Source organism: Aeromonas sp. QDB20 (assembly GCF_027707805.1).
GTDB lineage: Bacteria > Pseudomonadota > Gammaproteobacteria > Enterobacterales > Aeromonadaceae > Aeromonas > Aeromonas dhakensis.
Genome location: NZ_JAPCJC010000001.1, coordinates 24,797 through 50,908 on the forward strand (window position 1 = coordinate 24,797; position 26,112 = coordinate 50,908).

The 26,112-nt window shown below is 60.8% G+C and carries 20 protein-coding genes and 1 tRNA gene; 6 read left to right on the plus strand and 15 right to left on the minus strand.

Going from position 1 to position 26,112, the window contains the following annotated elements; genetic code table 11:
* Positions 1-4: 4 nt before the first annotated feature.
* From hypF to PG897_RS00200, 15 genes are all read right to left on the minus strand, one after another.
* Entirely contained in the window at positions 5-2,443 is a 2,439-nt protein-coding gene (gene hypF, locus PG897_RS00130; protein ID WP_201882746.1) for a carbamoyltransferase HypF, read from the minus strand.
* Positions 2,440-4,323 (minus strand): selenocysteine-specific translation elongation factor, encoded by a 1,884-nt coding sequence (gene selB, locus PG897_RS00135; RefSeq protein ID WP_201882744.1) that lies wholly within the window; start codon positions 4,321-4,323, stop codon positions 2,440-2,442. The genes hypF and selB overlap by 4 nt, the downstream gene beginning before the upstream one ends.
* A 4-nt stretch (positions 4,324-4,327) precedes the next feature.
* Positions 4,328-5,764 carry an L-seryl-tRNA(Sec) selenium transferase gene (gene selA, locus PG897_RS00140; protein ID WP_201882742.1) on the minus strand — a complete coding sequence of 479 codons (1,437 nt, stop codon included), beginning with the start codon at positions 5,762-5,764 and terminating at the stop codon, positions 4,328-4,330.
* A 269-nt stretch (positions 5,765-6,033) separates the two neighbouring features.
* A tRNA-Sec gene (locus PG897_RS00145) sits at positions 6,034-6,125 on the minus strand.
* Positions 6,126-6,318: 193 nt separating this feature from the next.
* Positions 6,319-6,828: a hydrogenase maturation peptidase HycI gene (hycI, locus tag PG897_RS00150; RefSeq protein ID WP_201882741.1), complete on the minus strand. Its 510-nt coding sequence runs from the start codon at positions 6,826-6,828 to the stop codon at positions 6,319-6,321.
* The gene (locus PG897_RS00155; protein WP_201882740.1) at positions 6,828-7,262 is read right to left on the minus strand and encodes a formate hydrogenlyase maturation HycH family protein; all 435 of its coding nucleotides are present in this window, start codon (positions 7,260-7,262) and stop codon (positions 6,828-6,830) included. The genes hycI and PG897_RS00155 overlap by 1 nt, the downstream gene beginning before the upstream one ends.
* Positions 7,255-8,070 carry an NADH-quinone oxidoreductase subunit B family protein gene (locus tag PG897_RS00160; RefSeq protein ID WP_201882739.1) on the minus strand — a complete coding sequence of 272 codons (816 nt, stop codon included), beginning with the start codon at positions 8,068-8,070 and terminating at the stop codon, positions 7,255-7,257. The genes PG897_RS00155 and PG897_RS00160 overlap by 8 nt, the downstream gene beginning before the upstream one ends.
* A complete protein-coding gene (locus tag PG897_RS00165) occupies positions 8,070-8,636 on the minus strand; it encodes a formate hydrogenlyase complex iron-sulfur subunit (RefSeq protein WP_201882738.1) in 567 nt (188 codons plus the stop codon). Before PG897_RS00165 ends, PG897_RS00160 begins: the two co-directional genes overlap by 1 nt.
* A 9-nt stretch (positions 8,637-8,645) precedes the next feature.
* The gene (locus PG897_RS00170) at positions 8,646-10,364 is read right to left on the minus strand and encodes a hydrogenase large subunit (protein WP_045526942.1); all 1,719 of its coding nucleotides are present in this window, start codon (positions 10,362-10,364) and stop codon (positions 8,646-8,648) included.
* A gap of 80 nt (positions 10,365-10,444) precedes the next feature.
* A complete protein-coding gene (locus PG897_RS00175) occupies positions 10,445-11,398 on the minus strand; it encodes a respiratory chain complex I subunit 1 family protein (protein ID WP_201882737.1) in 954 nt (317 codons plus the stop codon).
* 1 nt (position 11,399) lies between these two features.
* Positions 11,400-13,283: a hydrogenase 4 subunit B gene (gene hyfB / locus PG897_RS00180; protein WP_201882730.1), complete on the minus strand. Its 1,884-nt coding sequence runs from the start codon at positions 13,281-13,283 to the stop codon at positions 11,400-11,402.
* Complete coding sequence (locus PG897_RS00185; RefSeq protein WP_201882726.1) at positions 13,283-13,948, minus strand: 4Fe-4S dicluster domain-containing protein; 666 nt, start codon at positions 13,946-13,948, stop codon at positions 13,283-13,285. The genes hyfB and PG897_RS00185 overlap by 1 nt, the downstream gene beginning before the upstream one ends.
* A gap of 608 nt (positions 13,949-14,556) precedes the next feature.
* A complete protein-coding gene (gene kup, locus PG897_RS00190) occupies positions 14,557-16,425 on the minus strand; it encodes a low affinity potassium transporter Kup (protein ID WP_010633733.1) in 1,869 nt (622 codons plus the stop codon).
* Positions 16,426-16,955: 530 nt separating this feature from the next.
* Positions 16,956-17,945, minus strand: coding sequence for a hypothetical protein (locus tag PG897_RS00195; RefSeq protein WP_144050642.1), 990 nt, complete (start codon positions 17,943-17,945; stop codon positions 16,956-16,958).
* Between the two features lie 220 nt (positions 17,946-18,165).
* Positions 18,166-18,537 (minus strand): hypothetical protein, encoded by a 372-nt coding sequence (locus tag PG897_RS00200; protein WP_201883722.1) that lies wholly within the window; start codon positions 18,535-18,537, stop codon positions 18,166-18,168.
* A gap of 15 nt (positions 18,538-18,552) precedes the next feature.
* Here PG897_RS00200 and PG897_RS00205 point away from each other — a divergent pair, with 15 nt between their 5' ends.
* From PG897_RS00205 to recR, 6 genes are all read left to right on the plus strand, one after another.
* A complete protein-coding gene (locus PG897_RS00205; protein WP_010633735.1) occupies positions 18,553-19,152 on the plus strand; it encodes a 4Fe-4S dicluster domain-containing protein in 600 nt (199 codons plus the stop codon).
* Between the two features lie 46 nt (positions 19,153-19,198).
* A complete protein-coding gene (gene fdhF / locus PG897_RS00210; RefSeq protein WP_201881917.1) occupies positions 19,199-21,343 on the plus strand; it encodes a formate dehydrogenase subunit alpha in 2,145 nt (714 codons plus the stop codon).
* A 180-nt stretch (positions 21,344-21,523) separates the two neighbouring features.
* Positions 21,524-21,823, plus strand: coding sequence for a hypothetical protein (locus PG897_RS00215; RefSeq protein ID WP_010633738.1), 300 nt, complete (start codon positions 21,524-21,526; stop codon positions 21,821-21,823).
* Positions 21,824-22,177: 354 nt separating this feature from the next.
* Complete coding sequence (locus PG897_RS00220) at positions 22,178-24,307, plus strand: sigma 54-interacting transcriptional regulator (RefSeq protein ID WP_010633739.1); 2,130 nt, start codon at positions 22,178-22,180, stop codon at positions 24,305-24,307.
* A gap of 11 nt (positions 24,308-24,318) precedes the next feature.
* A complete protein-coding gene (gene fdhD, locus PG897_RS00225) occupies positions 24,319-25,176 on the plus strand; it encodes a formate dehydrogenase accessory sulfurtransferase FdhD (protein ID WP_201881915.1) in 858 nt (285 codons plus the stop codon).
* Between the two features lie 125 nt (positions 25,177-25,301).
* Complete coding sequence (gene recR, locus PG897_RS00230) at positions 25,302-25,904, plus strand: recombination mediator RecR (protein WP_010633741.1); 603 nt, start codon at positions 25,302-25,304, stop codon at positions 25,902-25,904.
* Positions 25,905-26,112 lie beyond the last annotated feature (208 nt).

Consider the following 26,112-nt stretch of genomic DNA (forward strand, 5'->3'; position numbering starts at 1 on the left):
AATTTCAGGACTCCGACAAGGTGGCACAACCGGTTGTGACAGGCTGGTGCGTGGCAAGATGGTGGATGGCAAACCAGAGCTGACCGGCGGCGATGCCACCGTCATTGAGCGGCAGGGTTTCGCTGGTCAATACCTCCCGGCCGGCCGCTTCGAGAGCGGGCACCAGCTGGTCCATCAGCACCCGGTTTTGAAAAACGCCGCCCCCGAGTACCACCGGATAGCCGGGGACGCGCCCGGCCAGGGCAACCACCAGATTGCTGATGGCGCGGATAAAACCGGCAGCCAGGCTGGCGGTGGGGGTACCTTGGCACCACTCGTTGACAAGGGTATGGATGAGCTCTGCCCACTGGATCTGCAGTGGCCCCTCAGCTGATTGGCTGAGATCAAAGGCGAGGGGGAAGGGCTGTTCATCGGGGGCCAGCTGCAAGGCAGTCGCCTCCAGCAGGAGTCCAGCCTCGCCCTCGTAATCCGGGGTATCGATCACCCCCAAGAGCGCCGCCACCGCATCGAACAGCCGACCGATGGCGCTGGTATGGGGGGCGTTTCGACCCAGCTGCCAGAGCTGGTGCAGATTGTTGATCTGCCCAGCGGGCAGTTGCTTGATCGCCGGAATATCGAGGGCACTGATCTCCTCCATGCTATACGACTCAAACAGCAGCCCCAGCAGCTGACGTACCGGTTCGCGGATGGCCGCCTCGCCGCCGATCAGCTTGAAGGGTTTGAGGTGGGCAACCCGCTCGAAGCCCTTAATGTCTGCGATCAGCAGCTCGCCGCCCCAGAGGGTGCCGTCATCGCCAAGGCCGGTGCCATCGAAGGCAACACCCAGCACCGGGCCCGTGATGTCGCGCTCGGCCATCACCCCCAGCAGGTGGGCGTGATGGTGCTGCACCTCGAGATGGGTTGCACCCTGATCCTGGCAATAGCCCTTGGCCCACTGATGGCTGAGGTAGCCGGGGTGGCGATCCGAGACCAGCAGTTCTGGCTTGAGGTCGTAGAGTTCGCGAAAGGTCGCCAGGGTCTGCTCGAAGTGCTCTTGCATCGGCAGGCTGTGCAGATCGCCGATATAGGGGCTGTAGATGCGCTGGCGGCCGAAGGCGAGCGCCAGCTGGTTCTTCTGCTGCGCCCCGACTGCCAAGAGCGGCACCTGGACCGCCTCTTGCAGGCTGGGAGTGCAGGGGGCATAGCCCCGGGCGAGGCGCAACGTCTGGCGCCGCCCGCCTGCCCACTGCACCAGACTGTCGTCGCACGGGTGCAGGATGGGGCGGTTGTGATCCAGGATGCCGTCAATCTCGCCCCCGAGTTCCCTGACCACTGCCTCGCACTCGACAAGGATGGGACTGCCGCGCCCATTGGCGCTGGTGGCCACCAGCGGCATGGCGCAGGCGTCCAGCAGCAGCTGATGGAGCGGGGTATAGGGGAGCATGACGCCGAGGTAGGGGATGCCGGGGGCAATCTCCTCGGCCAGCGGCGCGGCTGACTGTCGGGATTCTGAGAGCCGATCATCGTTAATGCGCTTGCGCAGCAAGGTGATGGGTCTGGCCTGAGAGGCGAGCAGCGTCCACTCTGCCTCGCAGCCGGTGACATGCAGTTTGGCCTCGGCAAGGGAGCCCATCATCACCGCCAGCGGCTTGCGCGCGCGCCGCTTGAGCGTTCGCAATCTGGCCACACTCCGTTCATTGCGGGCATCACATATCAGGTGATAACCCCCCATCCCCTTGACCGCAATCAGCGCTCCCGCTTGCAGGGCGCGGGCGGCGGTGTGCAGCGCATCCTCGCGCTCGGCCAGCGCATCGCCGTGGCCGCTGCGCCAGGTCAGATGGGGCCCGCACTCGGGGCAGCTTACCGGCTGGGCGTGGTAGCGTCTGTCCAGCGGGTCTTCATAGGCCGCCGCACAGCGCGGGCACATGGCAAAGCCCGCCATGGCGGTATGGGGGCGGTCGTAGGGGAGGCGGCGGATGATGGTGTAGCGCGGGCCGCAGTGGGTGCAGTTGGTAAAGGGGTAGTGGTGGTGGCGATCGTTGGGATTGGCCACGTCCGTGGCGCACGCCTCGCACATCCCCTGATCCGGCGAGATGGCGACCGTGGCCGCGCTCTGCTGCTGGCTGGCTTTAATTCGAAACTGGCCATGAAATTGGCCATCGAAGTCGGGATCATGAGCAAGGGGCAGCTCCCGCTCGCTGAAGTGATCGATTCGGCTTAAGGGCGGCGCCAGTTCCCGCAGTTCGCGGGTAAAGGCTGTGAGCTGCTCGGGTGATCCTTCGGCACCTATGGTGACGCCGCTCGCGTCGTTCAACACATAACCGGCAAGGCCGTGGCGCAGCGCCAGCCCATAGACGAAGGGGCGAAAGCCGACCCCCTGCACTATACCGTCGATATGAAATTCGCGGCGCAGCCGGTTGGCCACAGGATTGGAAGAGCCAGAGGGGGCGATGGTGGCGCTCATGCCGGCTCCATCTCATCTTGAGTCTGCGGCAAACGCAGCACCCGGCGCTCGTTCTCCTCGCGCCGCACCCAGCCATCCATCTCCATGCGCAGGCAGAACGGAATGGCATATTTACGCGACAAACCGGTGATCTCCTTGAGGGATGCCATGTCGATCAGATCTCCCACCTGCTGGCCCGCCAGCACGGCGGCAACCATCTGGTTGTAAAGGGCTGCGTCGTAGTAGATGGGGCCATCGAGCTGCACCAGATACTTGAGTCGCGCCAGATTGCGCAGCTGCTTTTGCAGGGCGCCTTTTTGTTGCAAGCCCTGCTGCAGTGCGGCGGGCAGCTGGCGGGTGATAAAGGGGTCCAGCGCCACGCCGCCGGGGCCCAGTTTACCGGGCTCGTAACCCTCCTTGCCTTGATCTCGCACCACCTTGAGCACCAGCTGTGCCTCTTCCCCCAGATCATCTTCCGACTCGCCGCTGCCCGGCTGCCACTTGTCATGGTGCAGGCGAATGTGCTGCTCGCTTTTGAGCTGCTGAAGCAGGGCCTGAATGACCGGCAGGGCGATGCCAAGGCGGGTCGCGAGCTCCGCAGCGCTGAGCGGTTCGCTGGCCAGGGTAGCGAGCAGCTGGTCGCGACTCTGGGCCAGCCAGCAGCTATCCAGCAGCCACTCACCGAGGGGAGTGACCAGCTCGGGTCGCTGGTCAAAGCGGCTGGCCAGCACATAGCCGTTGAGCCCCAGTTGCAGGGTGGCCGGGTTGTAGTGCTCGAGCTCATCTGGCAGCTCGCCCAGCAGGGCGTGCAGCGTCTTGCGTCTGGAGGGATGGATGTCGCCGCACCAGACGATGCGGGCGCCGTGCAGCAGTTCGCTGCTGCCGTGGCGAATGATGGTGAGCGGCTGGCCAAAGAAGCAGGGGATGGGGCTGGCAAAGATCAGCCGTGCCAGCCGGGTATCCTTGATGGGAACAAAACGGGCCCGGCCGTGCCAGCTGCCGAGGGCGATTTCCACCTCGCGGTTGCGTTGCTCCCTGATGCTGCCGCCGACCTCATTTAGCCGCACGATCAGATGAGTCGCCGCCTCGCACTGGCCGGCAGTGCTGGTGAGGCAGTGGCCGCGGGCCACCTCCTTGTGGGGCACCTTTTTAAGGCCCACCGCCACCCGGCAGACGGCGCCGATCTCGTCGACGCTCTGGTGATAGGCCTGCAGGGAGCGCACCTGCACCTCCCGATCGGCGGGGTAGAGGCGCAGCTTGTCCCCCACCTTGAGGCTGCCCTGCTGCAATGTGCCGGTGAGCACGGTGCCGGTGCCATTGGCGGTAAAGACCCTGTCCACATACAGGCGCGGGGCGGCCCGTTCGCGGGGGGCATGATGCTCGGCCATATCCTCCAGCTGGCGCACGATGGCGGCGTGCAGGGCAGCCATATTCTCGCCGGTTTTGGCGCTGACGCTGACGATGTCGGGCACCATGCCGCTCTCGTCCATCACCCGCTCCAGCAGGCTCTCCTCCAACAGCAAAAGCTCGTCGGGGGAGACCAGATCGCACTTGTTGATGCAGACCAAGAGTCGCGGCACCCCCATCGCCTTGAGCAGGCGCAGGTGATCGCCGGTCATCGGCATCCATCCCTCGTCGGCGGCAATCACCAGCAGCACCAGATCCAGACTCCAGAGCCCCGCCACCATATTGCGGATATAGCGCTCGTGGCCGGGCACGTCGATGACGCCTATGGTGTTGCCCTGACCGTCGTCGAAGTGGGCAAAGCCAAGATCCTGAGTCATGCCGATGGCCTGCTCATGGGCACGGGCGGTGGTGATGCCGGTGAGGGCCTTGATAAGCTGGGTTTTGCCGTGATCCACGTGGCCGGCAAGGCCGATAACGGCGCGATAGGGGGTCATGGGATCAGGGCTCCTCGGTCGCATTTGTTGCATTTAACGGGGCGGGCAGCAGCAATTCCTTGAGTTGGACGATCAGCAGCTCCATGTCCTCGTCGAGCAGGGTGGCCATATTGAGCAGCACCCTCTGCTGGCGCACGGTGGCGATGAGCGGGACGGGGAGCTCGCGCAGGGTATCCAGCAACTGCTGGGCAGGGCGAGGGTCGGTGCACTCCAGCGCAGGCGCCGGGTAGAACTCGTCCGGCAAGGTGCCGCCGCCCACTACCAGCTGGGCGGGGACCGGCACAAAGCAGCCGGGTAGGGCTTCCATCAGCTGAGAGGCTCTCGCTTGCATGGCGGCCGGGTTGCTTAAAGTCCGTTGGGCGATACCTTCGCCGACGGGGGATTTGTTGAGTTTGTGGATGAGCAGGCGTTCCAGCAGGGAATGGATGATGCGGCTCGAGCGGAAGGTGCGCATCATGGGGTGTTTTTCCAACCGCTTGATAAGGTCCGCACGGCCGCTGATGATGCCGCACTGGGGCCCGCCCATCAGCTTGTCGCCGGAGTAGCAGACCAGATCCGCCCCCGCCTTGATGTACTGGCGCACCGAGGTTTCGTCCGGTGCAAACTCCTCCGTGGTCAAGCCCGAGCCCTGATCCACCGCCAGCACTACCTGCTCGGGCAGGGCGCGGGCCAGCTCGCCGATATCGGGGGATTCGGTAAAACCGCGAATGGCAAAATTGGATCTGTGCACCATCAGCACCAGCGCGGTCTGATCGGTGATGGCATCGAGGTAGTCTTTGGCTGTGGTGATATTGGTGGTGCCCACCTCCACCAGCTTGGCGCCGGAGAGGGCCAGAATGTCGGGGATGCGAAAGCCGCCGCCAATCTGGATCTGTTCACCGCGCGAGACGATCACCTCGCGCCCCTTGGCCACCTCCTGCAGCAGCAAAAAGAGCGACGCGGCGTTGTTGTTGACCACCAGCGAATCCTCGGCCTGGGTGAGGCAACCGAGCAGGGGAGCGATCAGCCCCTTGCGCCCGCCGCGCTTGCCAGTGGCGAGATCCAGCTCCAGATTGTTGTAGCCGGTGTTGAGGTCACGCACCTCGTCCCACAGATCGCTACTTAACGGCGAGCGGCCCAGATTGGTGTGCACCAGGGTACCGGTGGCGTTGATGACCCGGGTCTGACGCTGGCGCAGCTGCTGCTGGCAGCGTCTGACAATCAGCGCCTCGATCTGCTCGGGGGCGACGCCGTGCTGGCGAAACGCCTCGCTCTGGCGCAGTTCGCTCAGGGTCTCGCGCACCGCCTGGGTCACCAGCGGGCGGCTCAGTTCATCGATAAACCCTGCGAGAAAAGGTTGCTGCAGCAGCTGTTCCACTTGCGGCAAGCGACGCTGATTTGCGGGAGTCGCGGCATAAGAGGCGCTGGGGGCGAGGGAGGATACGTCAGACGGAGTTGGCATGGGATGACCCGGGCTGTGCGTGGGAGTGACATGCACGCCGCCTTGCCGGAGGAAGGCCGCTTCAACGCTGCTTGTTTGCTGCTGTCCACCATTCATGAATTAATAAAAAAGGCGAATGGATAAATTAATTGTTGAGCAGAGTAATAAGCGTGTTGGAGCGCATTCAGATTATATTGGCAATGCGACAGGCGCCTTGTTAGAACAATATGTGAAACGGTCGTCAATCAGCCTGAAACATAATTGACGGTTTCTCTCCAATATATGAAATTTGGCGGAAGAGGCAGGAGTCGAACCTGCCAAAGCCTTCTCGGCTCTCATCGGTTTTGAAGACCGAGGAGGCCACCAGACCCCATCAGCTTCCGCAATGGCCACCATTTTGTGGCAATTTTCTGTGACTGGCAACGCTTTTTTATATTTGAAAATAGCGAGTTGGCCAATTTTCTGAAAAATGTCCGCGCGTTGATTTATATCAATTTCATGGCAATTAGCCCGATGTTTTTAATTTAACATCGGGCGTTTATATATGCCTTTAGAGGGAACGCAGACTGCTGCCGTTAACAAGCTGGCAAATAATCGGTGGCCGCATTGGTGATATTCCACTGGGCCAGCCGGTTTATTAACAACTCGCTATCTTTGGCCTCTTCCAGATGATCGTAAAGATAATCCATGGCGCGGCTCACCATCTCGGTCATCGGGAAGGAGAACGCCACGATGGCCGGTTGTACCCCGACAAAGATCACCTCTGAGACAAAGGTCTTGAGCTCGTCGATCAGGAAATTGAGCGGCATATTATGGGTCGAGAAGATAAACATCTCGGCGATGGTCTCGGGGGGGATCACCTGCAGGGTGCCCGCCTTCTCGCCGATCTCGGCGGCATCCACCAGCACCACCCGCGCCGGTTGCAGCTCCCGCACCTTATGGACCACATTTTCCGGCGCGATGCCGCCGTCGATAGGGATCCAGCCGGGCAGGGGGGCGGCCTGCAGCTTGTCGGCGAGATAGGGGCCGGCACCGTCGTCCCCCATCATGGCATTGCCCACGGTCAACACGAGATTGCAGCCCATCAGCGGCTCCTTACCATCAGGTACATATGGGGGTCGTTAAAGAGGGCGGTGAGCTGATCCATAAAGGTATTGGTCCAGCCCAGCTCCTGCTCATCGAGCAGATTGTCGGCTTTGCGCAGTCGGTCGAAGGCGCAGGCCAGCATATGGCAGTGCTCGCGATAGATGGTGATCTCGCCAAAGGTGAGAAACCCCTCCATCTTGCGGCGCGCCTCGCTCCCCTCTGGCAGCTTGGCTACCCAGTCGCGATAACCGGTCAGCGAGCAGACCAGGTCTGCTCGCAGGCAATCGATGATGCCGAGGTGGTGGCCGATGGCGAGGCTGTAGTACATCACCTCTTTGGCCTGCTCCATCTCCTTTGCCGGGGCGGGGGGCACATCGAACTGCTCGTCCACGAACTTGCGCGAGAGGCGGTAGAAAAAAACCTCGTCAGCCATGCACCGCCTCTCCCTTGCCGGCCGCCCGGTTGAGGCAGGCGTTTGCGAGGTTGTTGACGATCTCCGCCAGGCGGGGATCGTCGTGCTGATCGAGGTAGCTCTGGATGCGCAGATCCACATCCTGCTGAGTTGCCCCTTCGAGCAGGGCCATGAACTCGTCGGCGATGATCCGCCCCTGCCGGTAACCGGCCATGCGGCGCGCTTCGCGTTCGATCATCACCCGGATTTCGTTGGGGATGCCGGTGTGGCGCAGTTCGACCCGCTCACCCGGTTGCACCTCGTGGCTGGTGGCTTTGAGTTTTTGTTCCAGCAGACCGAGCGCCACGGCAAAGCCGTAGATGGTAGCCGCCGGTGTCGGAGGGCAGCCGGGGATATAGACATCCACCGGCACGATCTTGTCGGTGCCGCCCCATACGCAGTAGAGGTCGTGGAAGATGCCGCCGTCACAGCCGCAGGCGCCGTAGGCGATGCAGATCTTGGGATCGGGCGCTGCCTCGTAGGCGCGCAGGGCCGGCACCCGCATCGCCCGGGTCACCGCGCCGGTAAAGAGCAGGATGTCGGCGTGGCGGGGGGAGGCGACCACCTTGATGCCGAAACGCTCGGCATCAAACAGCGGGGTGATGGTGGCGAAGATCTCGATCTCGCAGGCGTTGCAGCCGCCGCAATCGACCCGGTAGACATAGGCCGAGCGGCGAATGTCTTTCAGCAGGGTCTTCTTGAGTTTGGTGATCTCGGGATCCTGTGCCAGCGGCACGGCGCGGGTATGGGCATGGCCGACAGCCGGTTCTATGCCTTTGATCTTGCTCATCACATCCACTCCTGTTGTGTGGCTATCGGTGTGATCAGGGCCGAGTCAGGCTGGCTCAGCATGCTCTGTTTTCGTTTGCAGTCGGGGCAGTGGTGCAGCCGCTCTGGCGGCGCCAGCGGCTTGGCATCGCGAGCGAGCGGCGTGCCCGCCTGCTTGAGGGTGTCCTCCACCAGCGCTACCAGCTTGCTCGGGGCAAAGTAGGTGCCGCACAGGGTGCAGGGGGCCAGCGCGAAGCGGGCCTCCTCATAGAGATCCGCCTTGTTGGTTACCGCCAGTTCGAACTCGGGGGAGAGGGCGATAGCGCGGGTCGGGCAGACCTCCTCGCAGCGGCCGCAGAAGATGCAGCGCGCCATGGAGATCTCCCAGCGCCGTTCGCCGGTCTCCATATCCACTTCCATCACCAGCGCGTTGGCCGGGCAGGCCTTGGTGCAGGCGGCGCAGGCGATGCACTGATCCGCCTGATATTTCGGTTTGCCGCGAAAATCCCGGTTCACATCAATAGGAGCGAAGGGGTACTTGGCGGTCGGGGTGCCAGCCTTGAGGATGGTCTTGAACAGCTTGATCATGATGACCCCTTATTTCAGCGGAGAGTTTTTGCGATCGATGCCGTAGCGCTCGATCTCCTTGTAGGAGACCACGGTGGATTTGCCCTTCTTCGGGTCGACCAGAGTGACCCGGTCGGTACAGGAGTAGCAGGGATCCAGACTGCCGATGATGAGCGGTGCATCCGCCACGGTATTGCCGCGCAGCATGTAGCGAAGGGCGGGCCAGTTGGCGTAGGTGGCGGCGCGGCAGCGCCAGCGAAACAGCTTCTGGTTGTCGCCGGTCATGCTCCAGTGGACGTTCTCGCCGCGGGGCGCTTCGGTAAAGCCCAGCGCAAACTTGCCCGGCTGGTAGGTGAACCCTTCGGTGAGCAGTGGCCCTTCCGGCAGGTGCTCAAGACCAAACTCAATCATGTCGAGGGAGTCGTAGAGCTCGTGGATGCGCACCAGCACCCGGGATTGCACGTCGCAACCCGCCTTGGTCTGGATCTCCATCGGCAGCTCGCGGTAACCGGCAAAGTCGTGGACCCGACGCACGTCGCGCTTGAAGCCGCTTGCCCGCACCATGGGGCCGACGCAGCTGAAATCGCGGGCTATTTGCGGGTCGAGCTTGCCGATACCGATGAGGCGGGAGGAGATGTTGGCGGTATCCAGCAGCATGGCCACCAGGGGTTTGAGCTCATCACGGAGTTCCCGCACCAGCTGGGCACCCTTGATGCGATCTTCCTTGAAGATGTCGCGGCGTACCCCGCCAATCAGGTTGAGACCATAGGTCTTGCGTGCGCCGGTCAGCAACTCGGCCAGGGTCATGGATTTCTCCCGCACCCGGAAGAACTGCATGAAGCCGGTGTCGAAACCGGTGAAGTGGCTCGACAGGCCGATGTTGAGGATATGGCTGTGCAGGCGCTCCACCTCCAGCAGCACGGCGCGGATCATCTTGGCCCGCTCGGGTACCACAATGCCCATGGCGTTCTCCACCGAGGTGGTGTAGGCGACGCTGTGGGTAAAGCCGCAGATGCCGCAGACCCGGTCGGTCAGGAAGGCCACTTCGTTGTAGCCCATCCGTGTTTCCGCCAGCTTCTCCATGCCGCGATGGACATAGAAGAGGCGGTAGTCGGCATCGATGATGTCTTCGCCATCGACGAACAGACGAAAGTGGCCCGGTTCATCGGAGGTGATGTGCAGCGGGCCGACCGGCACGATGCGGTTGGCATCACTGCCGAGCTCGTTGACGAAGGGGTAGGTCTCGGTGTCGGTGGTGGGCATAGGGCGCTGGCGATAATCCATGGCGTCCTTGCGCAGGGGGTGGATATCCTCCGGCCAGTCGTCCGGCAGTACCAGACGACGTTCGTCCGGCAGGCCGATGGCGCGCAGGCCGTACATGTCGCGGATCTCCCGCTCGCCCCACACCGCGGCCGGAATGGTCGGGGTGATGGAGGGGTACTCCTGGGTATCGGCATCTACCAGCACCTTGACGGTGATCCAGCACTTGGTGTCGCCCTCCATGGAGAAGACGTGGTAGACGGCGAAGTGGCCGTTGAGGCTGCGCTCGTCATTGGCAAAGGAGAGCGGAAGCCAGCCCCCCAGCTGGTGGAAGATCAGGCTGGCGGTCTCGACCAGACTGGTGGGCTTGACGGTAATGGTGGCCTGATCGGCGGTTTGCCACTCCTCGTCGACGATGGCGTGGGGCAGTTGTGCTCGCACCTGCTGGATGTAGTCGCAGCCGATGCGATCCGAAATGGCGATGGTCATGCAGTTCTCACTTTAATGTTCGGGAATGAGCATTCACAAATGATGAAATCGGAAAAAGTTGCTGTGCTGGCGGGCATGGCTCAGATCCCGACCAGATAGGCGAGCAGCGCCAGCAGAGCCAGCCCCAAGGCGTAGCGGGTGAGCTTGTGGGTGCGTACGAACTGGGTACGGGCCATGGCGTTTTCGATGATGCCAGCCAGTAAAAAGGCCACCAGCAGCTTGCAGGCGAGGATCAGCGCCGCGCCGATGAGCGCAGGCAGACTCCAGTTGGCCGTCTTGCCGAAGGGCAGGAAAATCACCAGAAAGAGCTGCACCACCACCAGTTGCTTGAGGCCCATGCTGAGCTTGAGCAGGGCCAGCCCCGCACCGGAGTACTCGGTGAGTGGCCCCTCCTGCAACTCCTGCTCGGCTTCGGCGCAGTCAAAGGGCAGCTTGCCCATCTCGACAAACACCGCGAAGGCGCAGGCAGCGCCAGCCAAGAGGGTGGCAACCGGCGCGGCCAGCGGCTGGGTCGCCACATAGCTGCTGATATTGCCCAGATCCGAGCTGCCCACCATCATCGCCATGATGAAGCAGGCGAGCACCAGAATGGGCTCCACCAGAATGCCGAGGGTCAGCTCGCGGCGGGCGCCGATCCCTGCAAACATGCTGCCGCTGTCCAGACCTGCCAAAGAGAAGAAGAAGCGGAAGATGGCGAACAGATAAATATCGGTGATGAGATCCCCGGCGATGGGAAAGGGGGACTCGTGAGTGAGGGTCGGCAGCGCCATCCCTACCAGCAAGAGAGCGGCGATCAGCAGCGCAGGCATCAGGTTGAAGATGATGCCGGCAGGCTCGGGGGTCACCTCTTGGCGACGCAGGAGCTTGGCGATATCCCGGTAATCCTGCAGCAGGCCCGGCCCCTGACGGGAGTGCATCTTGGCCCGCAGCACCCGGTTGAAACCGGTGGCGAGCGGCGCCAGCGCCAGCATGGCGATGGCCTGGGTCAGGGCGAGGGCAACCATGCCCCAGCTCGGCATTTCAAGAACAGGCATATCAGACTCCTACAGCCATCAGGATAAAGAGCGCCAGCACCACGCCATTTATTAAAGAGAGCAGCAGCCTGCCGGTGTTGCCGCTGGCATCGCTCACCCCGTGCAGGGCGCTGGCCAGATCGAGCTGCGGCTGCTTGCGATAGAGCGGCGCGCAGAGTTGGCGCAAGGTGTGGGTGACACCGCCAGAGGTGAGGCTCATGCGCTCCTCATAGGCGTAACCACAGGCCCACGGTGTGCCGGCGTGACGACGACCCAGCTTGGGCCCCTTGAAGATGGCCAGTATCAGCAGCGGAATGAGGAACAGCCCCAGCAAGGTGATGGCGATAACGGGCGGGGAGAGGATCGCTTGTGAGCTGTCGAGTGGCAGCAGAGTGGCGCCGGTGGCCACGTTCATCTGGCCGCTTACCAAGGCTTGACCATAGCTGGCGATATGAGGGGCAATCCAGGGGGCGCCCAGACCCAGCACCAGACAGACCGCGGCCAGCAGCAGGGTGCCTGCCACCATGGCGCCCGGTACTTCGCGGGCGTGGCTCACGTGTTCGCTGCGCGGTGCGCCGCAGAAGCAGATGCCGTACACCTTGACGAAACACATCACCGCCATGGCGCCGGTTACCGCCAGCATCACTACCGCGAGCGGCGCGACGACGGAGGTGCCGAATTTGGTCATGGAGAGCAGTGCCTGATAGATAAACCACTCGCTGACAAAGCCGTTGAGCGGCGGCAGCGCCGAGATGGCCATGGCACCGATGAGGAACGCCAGCGCGGTCCAGGGCATCAGCTTGGCCAGCCCCCCCATCTTGTCCATATCGCGGGTGTGCAGGCGGAACATCACAGAGCCGGTGCCCATAAAGAGCAGGCTCTTGAAGATGGCGTGGTTGAGCAGGTGATAGAGGGCGCCGAGCAGCCCCAGCACCACCAGCGCTGGTTGCTGGTTGGCGATGCCGATCATGCCGATCCCCATCCCCATCAGGATGATGCCGATGTTCTCCACCGTGTGGTAGGCGAGCAGCCGCTTGAGATCGTGCTCGGCCAGCGCAAACAGCACCCCGAGCACCGCCGAGCAGGCACCGAAGATCAGCACCACATAGCCCCACCAGAGCTGGCTGGCGCCGAGAAAATCGATGCTGACCCGCAAGATGCCAAACAGCCCCAGCTTCACCATCACGCCGGACATCAGCGCCGAGATATGGGAGGGGGCGACTGGCTCGGCTACCGGCAGCCAGCCGTGCAGCGGCACGAAACCGGCGCGCAGACCAAAGCCGCAGAAGCTGAGCAGGAACACCAGGGAGGCCAGGGCGCCCGCCAGATGGTGCTCGCGCAGCGCGGCGAACTCCAGCGAACCGCTTTCGCGGCAGAGCAGCCAGAAGGCGACCAGTACCAGCGCCATGCCGATATGGTTCATCACCAAGTAGAGACGGCTCTGTTTGGCGGCCTCGGGGTTGGTCTTGACCAGCCAGTAGGTGGTGAGGGTCACCAGCTCGTAGCAGAGCAAGAAACCGAGCGCGTTGTCGGCCAGCACCATGCCCACCATGGCGAACAGGAAGAGGTTCATCAGCGCGCCGATGGCCACATCCCCCTTGCCCTGATATTCGCGGATATAGGCAAAGGAGTAGAGGGCGACGGCAACGCCGACGGTGCTGATCACCAGCAGCATCAGCGCGGCAAGCATGTCGAGGTGCACCGAGCCCAGCAGCCAGAGCTGGCCGTCGACGGGGGCGCCTTGGGCAAAGATCTGGATGGCGGCGACCAGACCCGCGAGCGAGCCCAGCAGGGCAAAGCCACTGTTGAGGCGGTTGGCCAGTGCGGGCAGCTTTTGCAGGAGCAAACCGGCGGCAGCGCCCAGCAAAAAGAGCAGGAGCGTAGCCATTACAAGGGGGGACAACATCAGCGAACTCCCTCTGTGGTGGATAAATCGGATGCAGGGAGCGCCGTGGCAGGCGCCGAGAAGGCAGAGGTCCCTTGCGGGTTGGTGTCGGCCGCTTGCTGGCGACGGATACATGCGGCGCGTTCGGTGTCGCCGTCATTGACCAGCTTCAATGCCTGGGAGGGGCAGGCATCGACACAGGCCGGCCCTTCGGCGCGAAATTCACAGAGGTCGCATTTGACCGCGATGCTGCGCACCCCCGGCTCCCAGCTCAGCAGATCCTCGCCAAAGCAGCGCAGGCCGGCGGAGGTGGAGGGGTTGTTGGAGCGGATGGAGCAGGGGATATAGGTGTCGTAACTGGTGGCCACGGCCACCGGACGGCTGCCGCCGCTCTGGATGGCGCCAAAGGGACAGGCCACGGCGCAGAGGTTGCAGCCGATGCAGAGCGACTCGTTGAGTTGCACGCAATCGCCGGTCTGGCGAATGGCCTCGACTGGGCACACCTTGCTGCAGGGGGCATCGTCACAGTGACGGCACTGAACCGGCATGGTCGCCTGCTCGTGTCGCATAACGGTTAAACGGGGGGCTTGTTGCAAACCTTGCGCCTTGTGTACCTCGCTGCAGGCCGCCATACAGGTGCCACAGCCGATACAAAGCTTGGGGTCAGCGATAACGAAGCGGTTCATAGCCTACCTTGTCGTGTCGCGAACGGAGAGAGTAGGGGCAGGTTGGCAAGATACGGGCCAGCTTGGTTTTGCTTGGCTGTATGAGTGTAAGTGTTTGTTTTTAAATGAAGTTTAAAATAGCATCGACGGGTGTCGAGGCCTTGTCCCACTGTCGAAGCGTGACGTTCGTCACTTGTGACGAAGGTAGGAGAGGGTTCGTCACCCCCGCAAAACGGTGTCGGCATGGCTGAATGCGGGGTCGTGACAAGGGGCGAAAAGGCTATGGGTCTGCGCCACGGCATCGGGGGGAGCAGGGTGCAAAGAACCAAGTGAATTGCACCGCTCTGCAAATACGTTCGCGGTGGTGTGCTCCCTTCTCCCCTCGCAGGAGAAAGGTTGGGGATGAGGGGGAAAGTCAGCAATATGGTCGCGGTGCACGGCGCTGCGCTTGTTGCACCCTACGGTGTGATGTCTGTGGGGGTCGACGTGGTGTGCCCCCTTCTCCCCTTGCGGGAGAAGGGCCGGGGATGAGGGGCGGTAATTGGGGTTAACGGAAAAGAAGAGGGAGGCCAATGCCTCCCTCTCTACTTGTTGATGTTCGATGCCATCAAGAGGCCATCAACTCGACATCAGATATCCACCTGGGATCCCAGCTCGATGACCCGGTTGGGCGGGATCTCGAACTGATCCGGCGCGCGCAGGGCGTTGCGCTGCAGCAGCATAAAGAGCTTGCCGCGCAAGTAGAGATACCAGGGGCGCTCCTTCATGATCAGCGACTCGTGGGCCATGAAGAAGGAGGTCTCCATCATCCGGCAGCTCAGCCCCTCGGCGTTGCAGCGGTGGAAGATCTCCTCCACGTTCGGGGTCTCGCGCCAGCCGTAGCTTGCCACCACCCGCCAGAAGGTGGGGGAGAGCTGCTCGATGCAGACCCGGCGCACGTTGTGAACGTAGGGCACCTCTTCCACCCGCAGGGTGAGCAGGATGATCCGCTCGTGCAGCACCTTGTTGTGCTTGAGGTTGTGCAGGAGCGCGTGGGGGATCACGTTGACCACCCGCGACATATAGACAGCCGTGCCGGCCACCCGGGTCGGCGGGGATTTTTCCAGCGAGGCGATCATCGGCTCCAGCGAGTTGCCGTGCTCGTTGAGGCGGCGAATAAGCTGAAAGCGCTCGCTCTTCCAGCTGGTCATCACGGTGAACATCACCGCCCCCAGGGTGAGCGGCAGCCAGCCGCCGGAGAAGATCTTGGCGAGGTTGGCGGCAAACAGCGGCACGTCGATGGCCAGCAGCGCGATAAACAGCGCGGCCACCAGGTACTTGTTCCAGTGCCAGCTGTGGCGGGCCACCGAACAGGAGAGGATGGAGGTGAGCACCATGGTGCCGGTGACGGCGATGCCGTAGGCCGCCGCCAGATTGCTGGAGTGCTCGAAGCTCATGATGACGATCACCACCGAGATATAGAGCATCCAGTTGATGACCGGAATATAGATCTGGCCGGACTCCTGCTCGGAGGTGTGCACGATGCGGATGGGTGAGAGATAACCGAGCCGCACCGCCTGCCGGGTGAGCGAGAAGACCCCGGAGATCACCGCCTGCGAGGCGATCACCGTGGCCAGGGTCGCCAGCAGCAGCAGCGGCAGCAGCGCCCATTTCGGTGCGAGCAGGAAGAAGGGGTTGGTGATGGCCTCGGGATGGGCCAGCAGCAGCGCCCCCTGGCCGAAGTAGTTGAGCACCAAAGAAGGCAACACCACCATAAACCAGGCGCGCCGGATCGGACTCTTGCCAAAATGGCCCATGTCGGCGTAGAGCGCCTCCACCCCTGTGATGGCCAGTACCACGGCGCCGAGAGCAAAGAAGGAGGCGGTCTGGTACTTGGCAAAGAAGCGCAGCGCCCAGACGGGGTTGAGCGCCCCCAGCACCTCGGGATGCTGGAAGATGCTGTTCAGGCCCAGCACCGCCAGGGTGATGAACCAGGTGAGCATGATGGGGGCGAACAGCTTGCCCACGGTGGCGGTGCCGTGTTTCTGGATGGCGAACAGCAGGGTCAGCACCAGCACCGAGAGCGGTACTATATAAGGGTCGAGGGAGGGGGCGGCGATGTTCAAGCCCTCGATGGCTGACATCACCGACATGGCCGGGGTGATCACCACCTCGCCATAGAAGAAGCTGCCGCCAATGAGCCCCAGGATGATCAGCAAGGGGGTCCACTTGGCCGGGGTATTGCGGGTGGCCAGCGACATCAGAGTGAGGATGCCCCCTTCGCCGGCGTTGTCTGCCCGCATCACGAAGGAGAGGTACTTGACCGAGACCACCAGGATCAGCAGCCAGAAGATCAGTGAAAGAAAGCCCAGGATGGAGGCGGGCTCTACCCCGAAACCGAACTGGCCGGAGAGGCACTCGCGCAGGGTATAGAGCGGGCTGGTGCCGATGTCGCCATAGACCACGCCGATCGCCGCCAGCGTAACGCCGGACAGGGCTTGTTTGTGATTACCGTTCATGAAGTTGTCTGTCAGTTTGATGGTGACGATTGGCCAGCACGGGCCGCCCCCGTCTATCGGGCGTGCGGCAGGTGCCGCAGGAACGCATTAATGGATTGCGATGGGAAAGGGAGCTAACTGGATATAAAGAGGCTCATCATGGGACACAGTCTGTTCATCTGCCGTTAAGGGTATAATGACACACCCGTCGTGGGTTTATGCTCAGGTATAAATAATCAAAAAGGGGTGGCTAACGAAATTATTAATTGGCCAATGATTGAGAAAACCACTCTGTCTGTGGGCAACCGTTTGTTTTATCTGGGTAAGTTATTTGGTCACTATTTTCTACCTGGTTGGGTGAAAAATGGACGATAAAGTAGTGACTAATTAATTGTGGGCAGGATGGCAAAGGGGAGTGTGTTGGGTAGCAATGGAGCCTTTATTTTCCAGAAATGAATACAGGTAGGGTGCAATGAACGAAGTGAATTGCACCGCTAATTAAACATGCAGGAGGTGCCATGCGCTACGTATATTACACCCTGTTGGATAATCTAAGAAAATTTTACTTTTACAGAGTATGAAGTTTCCTGCAAATCTCGCATTGATAAACCTCCAGCTCCATTAGCAGAGTAAATGCCAGCTTGTAATTGCATAGATATATTTTTGTTTGATATGTATTTTGAAGCTTCCTTTATCTCTAAGCTAGCACAAGTGCAACCACCTATTTCTCGCGCTGTAATTAATGCATTCCATGATGGCTCGAAATTTAACCATGCATACTCACTTCTGTCTATTTTTGATTCACTGTCCCATGGTTTCCCTTTTAATAAAAAAGTTCTTGTATCATTCTCACCATTTTCTTTCTCTATCTTTTTCTCACCAGAAAAAGAGGTGTTACCAATGCCTCCAGCATTAGCACCAATGTTGATATCTTTTTGATCAACGAAAACTGAATTAACATTTTTCGATATCTCGACTTCAATAGCACCTAACTTTACAAGCAGCGTTAGTAATTCGGCTTCTCTCTCTTCAAACAAGATGTCATCAAAAACATGCTCTGGTATGTAGAGATCTTTCTTGGATGAGTTTGGGTAACCAGATAAAGGATGAGGTACGTAAGTTCCCCCAACCTTCGGATGTCCAGGAGGGAATTTAAAGCCTTTATCTAAGGCTTCATTTTTTGTAAGAGAGTGGCGGGCAATATATTCATTTAGTTCGTTTATGCTATCTTGGCTTACTGATTCAGAATCTTCTTTTGATGTAAGTAGTTTATATATGGCTGGTATTGCTAATGAGGCACCTGCTAACATACTTATCGGCGTGAAAAGTGGGATAGTACCTAATAAACCCAGCGTAGTAAGTGTCGCACCACTTGCGGCACCGCCTGCAACAGTTGAGGCTATTCCCGATGTTACAGCTGCAGCAGTTGCTGCTTTTTTGTAATTATCTTTTTTTGTGGCGGTTAAGTCTTCTCTACCAGCAATGACAAAATTTGGATGATATTGTTTATATGATTTTTCAGAAATTAAAATTAAATCCATTACTTAACTCCATTATCGCTTTATGTGTATAAAATTTCTAATTAATATTTTAACTATGTATTAGATATAGCTGTTAATTTAAAAGTATTTCTTAATAGAGATTAGATAGAATCATGCGCGTAAATTTCCTTAGAATGATTTTCATTTGGCTCATAGTAGCCAGACAGATGAGAAACTGAAGTGGCAGGTGCTGAAAATCAGCTCTGGCTCAATAATTTTATCAATGTGTGGCGTTTTTTTGTTCTGTTCTGTTTGGCTTGGTGATGCTGGGCTGAGGCGATAGTAAAACCCAACAACTAGCGGCCTCGGTATCTTTTCTGATGGTGTTGTTTAATACCTTGTTCATCACGCGGGGCAGGGGCTTCTCAGCCAGTGTCGACCTCGTCACTTTTGTCATGTCGATCAGAAGGCCGGCCCCTTCGTCACCCTCGTCAGTTGCGGCAAATACCGCCTTCACCATCCAGATTATCCCTTTATTTTCATTGGCTTGTGATTTTATGACAGCCATCTGCCCGTGTTGGTCTGATAAATGCTTTGTGGGGGGCTGGCCGCCTCTTTGCCTGTCGGCGGGCGGCCCGGTGTAACGAACCATTTAGGATCCCTCTCTATGAACAGCTTCGTGATTGCAGATCCCAGTCTCTGTATTGGGTGTCGTACCTGTGAGGTGGCCTGCGCCGTTTCACACCAGTCAGGGTCTTGCAGCGGGACCCTTGAACGGGAGGGCGGCCTGCATCTTGCCATCGAGGATGGACATCTGGTCTCCAAGGACAGCCATTTTCAGCCGCGCCTGAAGGTGATCGTGGGCAGCAAGGTGACCACGCCGGTGCTCTGCCGCCAGTGTGAAGACAAGCCGTGCGCCATGGCCTGCCCGAACAACGCCATCGTCAGCGAGGATGGCTGCGTCAAGGTGCTACAGGCGCGCTGCATCGGCTGCAAGTCCTGCGTGGTGGCCTGTCCTTACGGCGCCATGGCGGTGGTGGTGAAAGAGGTGGCCCCCACGGCCGATTCGTTCTTCAAGCGGCCGCAGACCAAGGCGCAGGCGCTCAAGTGCGATCTCTGCCAGCACCGTGAGGCAGGCCCGGCCTGCGTCGAGGTGTGCCCGACCCAGGCGCTGCGGCTGGTCACGCCGGCGCACCTTGACACCCTGAACCGGCAGAAGCAGCTGGCCAGTGCCGAGGCCCTGCTGGCGATGCCGGCGCGGGTGTGAGCGGGCTTGCCGAGCCGTTTTTCGTTAACAAACAAGAGTGTGAGTCATGAAAAAAGTCATTACCGTGTGCCCCTATTGCGGCACCGGTTGCAAAATCAACCTGCTGGTTGAAAACGACAAGGTGGTGGGGGCCGAAGGCGCCAACGGCCGGACCAACGAGGGGCAACTCTGCCTCAAGGGCTATTACGGTTGGGATTTCTTGAACGACACCAACCTGCTGACCCCCCGTCTCAAGAGCCCGATGATCCGCCGCGAGCGCGGTGGCAAGCTCGAAGCCGTCTCCTGGGACGAAGCCATCGAGTTCGCCAGCAGTCGCCTCTCTGCCATCAAGGCGAAATATGGCCCGGACGCCATCATGACCACCGGCTCTGCCCGTGGCCCCGGCAATGAAGCCAACTATGTGATGCAGAAATTTGCCCGCGCTGTGCTTGGGACGAACAACGTCGATCACTGCGCGAGGGTGTGACACGCACCCTCAGTCTCCGGTCTGGAGACAACGGTAGGCAACGGCGCCATGAGCAACGCCATTCCCGAAATTCAAGAGACCAAGTGCCTGCTGGTGTTTGGTTACAATGCTGCTGACTCTCACCCCATCGTCGCCCGCCATATCCTCAAGGCGAAGGCTAACGGGGCCAAGGTGATTGTGTGTGATCCCCGTATGGTGGAGACCGCCCGCATCGCCGATCAGTGGCTGCCGCTCAAAAACGGTTCCAATATGGCGCTGGTCAACGCCTTCGCCAATGTGTTGATCAATGAAGGGCTCTACAACAAGGCGTTCGTCGCCAACTACACCGAAGGGTTCGACACCTTCAAGGCCACAGTCGCCAAGTACACCCCGGAATACGTGGAGGGGATCACCGGCCTCAAAGCCGCCGATATCCGCGCCGCCATTCGCACCTATGCCGCGTCGCCTGCGTCCATGATCCTGTGGGGCATGGGGGTGACCCAGTACGGTCAGGCGGTGGACGTGGTCAAGGGGCTCGCGGGTATTGCGCTGCTGACCGGCAACTTCGGTCGTCGTGGCACCGGCTGCGGGCCGGTACGCGGCCAGAACAACGTGCAGGGCACCTGCGACATGGGGATGCTGCCGCACCAGTTCCCGGGCTATCAGTCGGTGAGCGATCCTGCCATCAGCGCCAAGTTTGCCAAGGCGTGGGGTGTGGATGCGCTCTCCCAGAAACCGGGTTACCGGCTGACGGAGCTTGGTCACAAGGTGGAAGAGGGCAAGTGCAAGGCCTTCTACATCTTTGGGGAAGATCCGGCCCAGACCGAGGCCGATCTCGGTCAGTTCCGCCGTACCCTGGCGGGGATGGAGCTGGTGATCGTGCAGGATATCTTCATGACCCAGACTGCCGAAATGGCGGACGTCATTTTGCCCGCCACCAGTTGGGGCGAGCACGAGGGGGTCTACAGCTCGGCGGATCGCGGCTTCCAGCGCTTCTACAAGGCGGTGACGCCGCCGGACAACGTGAAGCCGGACTGGGCCATCTTCTCGCTGATGGCCACCGCCATGGGGTATCCCATGGAGTATCGCGACACCGAGCAGATCTGGGACGAGCTGCGCGGACTCTGCCCGCTCTATGCCGGGGTCAGCTATGACAAGATGGCCGATCTCAAGAGCGTGCAGTGGCCCTGTCCGACCGAGGATCACCCGGGCACCAGCACCCTGTTTGAGGGGAATGTGTTCACCACCCCGAGCGGCAAGGGTCAGCTGATTGCCTCCGAGTGGCGGCCGCCGCTGGAGCAGCCCTGTGCCGAGTACCCGCTGGTGCTCTCCACCGTGCGCGAGGTGGGGCACTACTCCTGCCGCTCCATGACCGGCAACTGCTCGGCCCTGCAGACTCTGGCCGATGAGCCGGGCTATGTGCAGATCCACCCGAGCGATGCCAAAAAGCTCGGGGTGAAGGATCAGGCGCTGGTCTGGATCTCGTCGCGCCGTGGCAAGGTGATCACCCGGGCCAACTACAACGACCGGGTCAACGCCGGGGTGGTCTACATGACCTACCAGTGGTGGATCGGGGCCTGCAACGAGCTCACCATCGAGCACGTAGACCCCGTCTCCTACACGCCGGAGTACAAGTACTGCGCAGTGAAAATTGAGCGTATCGAGGATCAGCCAGGGGCGGAAGTGTACGTCCAGACTGAATACAGCGCGCTCAAGGCGAAATTGCGCAGCGCCGCCAAAGGGTAATCGTCGTTAATAAAGTGGATCCAGGCTCTGTATACAGGGCCCGGATCTGCTCATCCTTTTTTCAGCTGGCAGGTGTCCATCATGAAAAATGAATTAAATCTTTCGTTCGGGATCTTTTATGTCTCCGCTTATTTGCTGGTGATGTTGTTAGGGGTTGGGTGTTTTCTATGGCAGGACGAATTGATATTTCTGCTGGGGTTTGCTTTCTTCGGCTGTTTTATCGCCGCGCGCATCGCCATGAGCGCCGTGCTGGCGGCATTGAGCGTGCAGGCGGCCTGGCTCATCGCCTTTCTCTCCACCACCCTGGTCAACTGTCTGCTGGCGGGCGTGCTGGGGCTCGGGGTCTACCTCACCCATCGGGTGGTGTCGGTGGAAATAGCTGACAATATCAGTGGGTTATTGCTGGGACTTCAGCTCTTTTCCGCCGCCTTCATCTTCGGCGGGCTGAAGCTGCACAACTACCGGCTGCTCTCCTCATGAGCCTGCGACAGCGGCAACAGGGGCAGAGGATGGGCCAGTTGGCGGCGATATGCGGCGAATGACGGCGATAGTGACGCCATATTTGAGCGTGGCGGGAAATATCCGCTGACGGAACTGTAATATGTGCCAGGGCCGGCTTGGTTGTAATGGGGATGGGGCTAACTTATTATGCCAGCCATCCTGCGATAATCTGCGCGATGCTATTTCGGTGCATGTTAGTTTTTATAATTAAGCGTTAAGTTTTTAAAAATTAATTATAACATCTGACTGCGATGGCTGATGCATTGTTTACCGTTGTTGCCGTGCTGCAATTGGCCGGCAAGGGTACCTATCTAGATGTAATGCGAGGCCTGAATGCTGAATGTGAGTGCCATTCCGTTGACCGACATCTCACCCATCTGGGATGACGGCTTTCTCTCCCTCTCCAAGAACCTGCTCTCCGCCGTCACCCTGGACGACTTCATCAAGAAGCTGAACCGGATCCAGCCCTGCTTTCGTCAGGTGGATCGGGTCAACCTCATCCTCAACCTGGGGACGGGGGAGGAGGCGGTCTTCTACTACCTGGGGGAGCAGGGGCCGGCGCACCTTATCTGCCGCAAGGCCGATCTCCATTTTTCCCGCGAGCAGGCCATCGTGCTGCCGGCGAGCCGCTTTCGCCACCGTTGCGAACAGCTGGCGAGCACCCCTGTCTATGACGGTTTGCACTCCTACTGCCAGCTGCCCATCACCACCGCCCGCAGCCACCTGGGCGGGGTGGAGTTCATCAGCCGCGAGGCCAATGCCTTCCCGATGGAGACCCTGGCCAAGCTGACCCAGCTGGCGGCCATCGTCGCCATTGCGCTGGAGAACGTGCTGGACAAGGAGCGCACCCTGGAGCAGGCCAACTCCCTGCGCCTTGAGCGCGACAGCTGCAAGATCCTGGTGGACGTGACCAACGCGGTGATCAAACTGGTGCGCATCGCCGAGCTGCCCCAGAGCCTGTTCACCATACTGCACCACCACTTTGGCATCAGCAGCCTGTGTCTGGCCGAGTACAACGCCACCTCCGACAGCTTCAAGAGCTACCTGGTCAATCAGCAGCAGCGCGAACAGCCCGGCATCATCAACCACTCGTGTTTTGAGAAGAACTGCCTGCAGGGGGCGCTCGGCCACAGCGAGCCCTTCTTCCTCTATCGCGAGCAGGGCCACGGCTGTCAGTCGAGCTGCCGTTTCACCTCCCAGATCCTGCCCCCCGACGCCGACAGCTCCTGCATCCTGCCGCTGCGCTATCGGGGCAACCTGCTGGGGGTGTTGATCCTCTCTCACCCCGAGGCGGATTTCTTCGCCGACCTCGATATCTCGCTGCTCGAACAAGTGGCGGCGCGCACGGCGATTGCCATGAACAACGTGCAGGCGCAGCAGGAGATCTCCAACACCACAGGTGCCAGGGAGAAGACCCTTCGGGTCGACGGACCCGCTCCGCAGGGGGACTTTGCCAACATCATCTACCAGAGCGCCGTGATGGAGAAGGTGCTGGAGAAGGTGAAGCTGGTGGCCCAGAGCGACTGCACAGTGCTCATTCTGGGGGAGACCGGCACCGGCAAGGAGCTGATCGCCCAGGCCATTCACGCCCTGAGTACCCGCCATGATCACGAGATGGTCAAGGTGAACTGCGCCGCCATTCCCACCGGCCTTATCGAGAGCGATCTGTTTGGCCATGAGAAGGGGGCCTTCACCGGGGCGCTGACCCAGCGCATCGGCCGCTTTGAGCGGGCCCACAAGGGCACCCTGTTCCTCGACGAGGTGGGGGACATGCCGCTCGATCTGCAGCCCAAACTGTTGCGGGTCTTGCAGGAGCACGAGCTGGAGCGGGTGGGCAACAGCAACCCCATCGCCATCGACGTGCGGCTGGTGGCGGCCACCAACTGCGATCTGCTCTCCATGGTCAAGAACAAGCGCTTTAGAAGCGACCTCTATTACCGGCTCAACGTCTTTCCCATCGAGCTGCCGCCCCTGCGCGAGCGGCGCGAGGATATTCCGCTCTTGGTCAACTTCTTCATCAAGAAGATCGCCAAGCGGATGCGCCGCACCATCACCTCCATCCCGGCCGACGCCATGAAGATGCTGGTGTCGCTCCCCTGGTACGGCAACATCCGTGAGCTCGAAAACATCATCGAGCGGGCGGTGGTGATGACTCGCGGCCACGTGCTCAACCTCTCGCCGGACGAGCTGCTGCCCCTCAAGGGCTTTCACAAGATAGAGACCCTGGTCTATGACGAGCCGGCCCGGGAGCTGTTCCGTGAGCAGTTGCCCGCCTTGCCGCAGGGTGACGAGGCTCAGGGGGAGGATGAGCGAGCCAGCATCATCCGGGCGCTGAAGGCGTGCAACGGCATCGTTGCCGGCGAGCGGGGCGCGGCCCAGCGTCTCGGCATGAAGCGCACCACCTTGCTGTCGAAAATGAAACGGCTCGGGATCTCGGCCAAAGATCCCCGCACCCTCAACTAAGGGGCCCCCAGATGTTGCTTGAACTCGACCCCGACACCCTGCAGGCGCTCAGCGCCCATCGCGAGGTGGTCCATTACCATCAGCGCGGCGTTACCACCGACAGCGCCATGCAGCTGCCCTGCGAAACCCCGGTGGCGCTGGTCTACAACGGCATCGCCCACAGCGTGATGATGTGCTCGGCCGCCGATCTGGAGGATTTTGCCATCGGCTTCTCGCTGTCGGAGGGGATCATCGACAGTCTGCTCGATATCCACGACATCGAGCAGCAGAGTGCCTGCCGCGGCATCGAGCTGCACATCACCCTGGCCAATCGCTGCGTTCATCGCCTGAAAGAGAAGCGGCGTACCCTGGCCGGGCGCACCGGCTGCGGCATCTGCGGCAGCGAGAGCCTGGAGCAGGTGGTGCGTGCCCAGCCAAGGCTGCCCGACAGCCAGCGTTTTGCGGTGGGTCATATCGACAAGGTGCTGGCGGCGCTGCGCCCGCTCCAGCTGCTGGGGCAGAGCACGGGGGCGACCCATGCCGCCGTGCACGTGGACGGCGAGGGCAACATCCTCGCCATTCGCGAGGACGTGGGACGCCATATCGCGCTGGACAAGCTGGTGGGGCACCTGCAGCGAAGCCAACGGCGCGACGGCGCCATCCTGGTGACCAGCCGCGCCAGCTTCGAGATGGTGCAAAAGTGCGCCAGCGCCGGGGTGGAGATCTTGCTCGCCATCTCGGCTGCCACCGAGCTCGCGGTCGAGCGGGCCGAGCAGACCGGGCTCACTCTGGTGGGCTTTTGCCGCCCGGGGCGGGCGGAGATCTACAGCGGCCGCCAGCGCATCCTGCTGGCGAGCTCGGCATCATCCCCCGTTTCGGCAGAGGGCTGAGGGCACAAGGCCATTGGCGCTCGGGGTTGGCTCGGGTATAGTCCTGCGCCAACAAGATAGGTTCGGTCGCGCTTCTTGCCCGTCAGGGCGCCGCGGCCGACACAGCGTCAAAGGATACCAAGCCCATGAAATTCAGCCCGCTGCTGGATGAGATGATGAAAGCCTTGCAGGTGCTGCCGGGTGTCGGCCCCAAGTCGGCCCAGCGCATGGCATTTACCCTGCTCGAGCGTGAGCGCAGCGGCGGCCTGCGACTGGCCCAGCTGCTCTCTCGCGCCCTCACCGAGATTGGCCACTGCAGCCACTGCCGTACCTTCACCGAGAACGAGCGCTGCGAGATCTGCGCCAATCCCAAGCGCGAAGAGAACGGCCTGCTGTGCGTGGTGGAGAGCCCGGCGGACGTGGCCGCCATCGAGCAGACCGGCCAGTTCTCCGGCCGTTACTTCGTGCTGATGGGGCACCTCTCGCCGCTGGACGGCATTGGCCCGGAAGAGCTGGGGCTGGAGATCCTGGAGCGACGGTTGAAAGACGAGGCGATCAGCGAGCTTATTCTGGCCACCAACCCCACCATCGAAGGGGATGCCACCGCCTGGTACATCGCCGACATGGCTCGCGCCGCCGGCGTCAAGGTGAGCCGGATTGCCCACGGGGTGCCGGTGGGTGGCGAGCTGGAGCTGGTGGACGGCACCACGCTCTCCCACTCCCTGATGGGGCGTCAGCCCCTCAACTGAGTCAGTGTCAGCCCCTGAATTGAGCCAGCGTCAGCCCCTCAACTGAGTCAGAATCTGTTCTTCAACAGGCCCTGCGTCGCGACTTAGCAGCAATACCAGAACCCGCCTCGGCGGGTTTTTTGTTTGCGCAGGATGGGGCCACGGCCTCGATTGGCGCAAAAATCGCCATTCGCACCGTTCGTTGCATTTGTCCCCTTGAAATGGCGAT

What these genes read in the sequence shown, in the direction of transcription:
- hypF (WP_201882746.1), bottom strand. Translation starts at nt 2,443, where the DNA reads ATGAGCGCCACCATCGCCCCCTCTGGCTCTTCCAATCCTGTGGCCAAC.
- selB (WP_201882744.1), bottom strand. Translation starts at nt 4,323, where the DNA reads ATGACCCCCTATCGCGCCGTTATCGGCCTTGCCGGCCACGTGGATCAC.
- selA (WP_201882742.1), bottom strand. Translation starts at nt 5,764, where the DNA reads ATGCCAACTCCGTCTGACGTATCCTCCCTCGCCCCCAGCGCCTCTTAT.
- hycI (WP_201882741.1), bottom strand. Translation starts at nt 6,828, where the DNA reads ATGGGCTGCAATCTCGTGTTGACCGTGGGCAATGCCATGATGGGGGAC.
- PG897_RS00155 (WP_201882740.1), bottom strand. Translation starts at nt 7,262, where the DNA reads ATGGCTGACGAGGTTTTTTTCTACCGCCTCTCGCGCAAGTTCGTGGAC.
- PG897_RS00160 (WP_201882739.1), bottom strand. Translation starts at nt 8,070, where the DNA reads ATGAGCAAGATCAAAGGCATAGAACCGGCTGTCGGCCATGCCCATACC.
- PG897_RS00165 (WP_201882738.1), bottom strand. Translation starts at nt 8,636, where the DNA reads ATGATCAAGCTGTTCAAGACCATCCTCAAGGCTGGCACCCCGACCGCC.
- PG897_RS00170 (WP_045526942.1), bottom strand. Translation starts at nt 10,364, where the DNA reads ATGACCATCGCCATTTCGGATCGCATCGGCTGCGACTACATCCAGCAG.
- PG897_RS00175 (WP_201882737.1), bottom strand. Translation starts at nt 11,398, where the DNA reads ATGCCTGTTCTTGAAATGCCGAGCTGGGGCATGGTTGCCCTCGCCCTG.
- hyfB (WP_201882730.1), bottom strand. Translation starts at nt 13,283, where the DNA reads ATGTTGTCCCCCCTTGTAATGGCTACGCTCCTGCTCTTTTTGCTGGGC.
- PG897_RS00185 (WP_201882726.1), bottom strand. Translation starts at nt 13,948, where the DNA reads ATGAACCGCTTCGTTATCGCTGACCCCAAGCTTTGTATCGGCTGTGGC.
- kup (WP_010633733.1), bottom strand. Translation starts at nt 16,425, where the DNA reads ATGAACGGTAATCACAAACAAGCCCTGTCCGGCGTTACGCTGGCGGCG.
- PG897_RS00195 (WP_144050642.1), bottom strand. Translation starts at nt 17,945, where the DNA reads ATGGATTTAATTTTAATTTCTGAAAAATCATATAAACAATATCATCCA.
- PG897_RS00200 (WP_201883722.1), bottom strand. Translation starts at nt 18,537, where the DNA reads ATGGTTCGTTACACCGGGCCGCCCGCCGACAGGCAAAGAGGCGGCCAG.
- PG897_RS00205 (WP_010633735.1), top strand. Translation starts at nt 18,553, where the DNA reads ATGAACAGCTTCGTGATTGCAGATCCCAGTCTCTGTATTGGGTGTCGT.
- PG897_RS00220 (WP_010633739.1), top strand. Translation starts at nt 22,178, where the DNA reads ATGCTGAATGTGAGTGCCATTCCGTTGACCGACATCTCACCCATCTGG.
- fdhD (WP_201881915.1), top strand. Translation starts at nt 24,319, where the DNA reads ATGTTGCTTGAACTCGACCCCGACACCCTGCAGGCGCTCAGCGCCCAT.
- recR (WP_010633741.1), top strand. Translation starts at nt 25,302, where the DNA reads ATGAAATTCAGCCCGCTGCTGGATGAGATGATGAAAGCCTTGCAGGTG.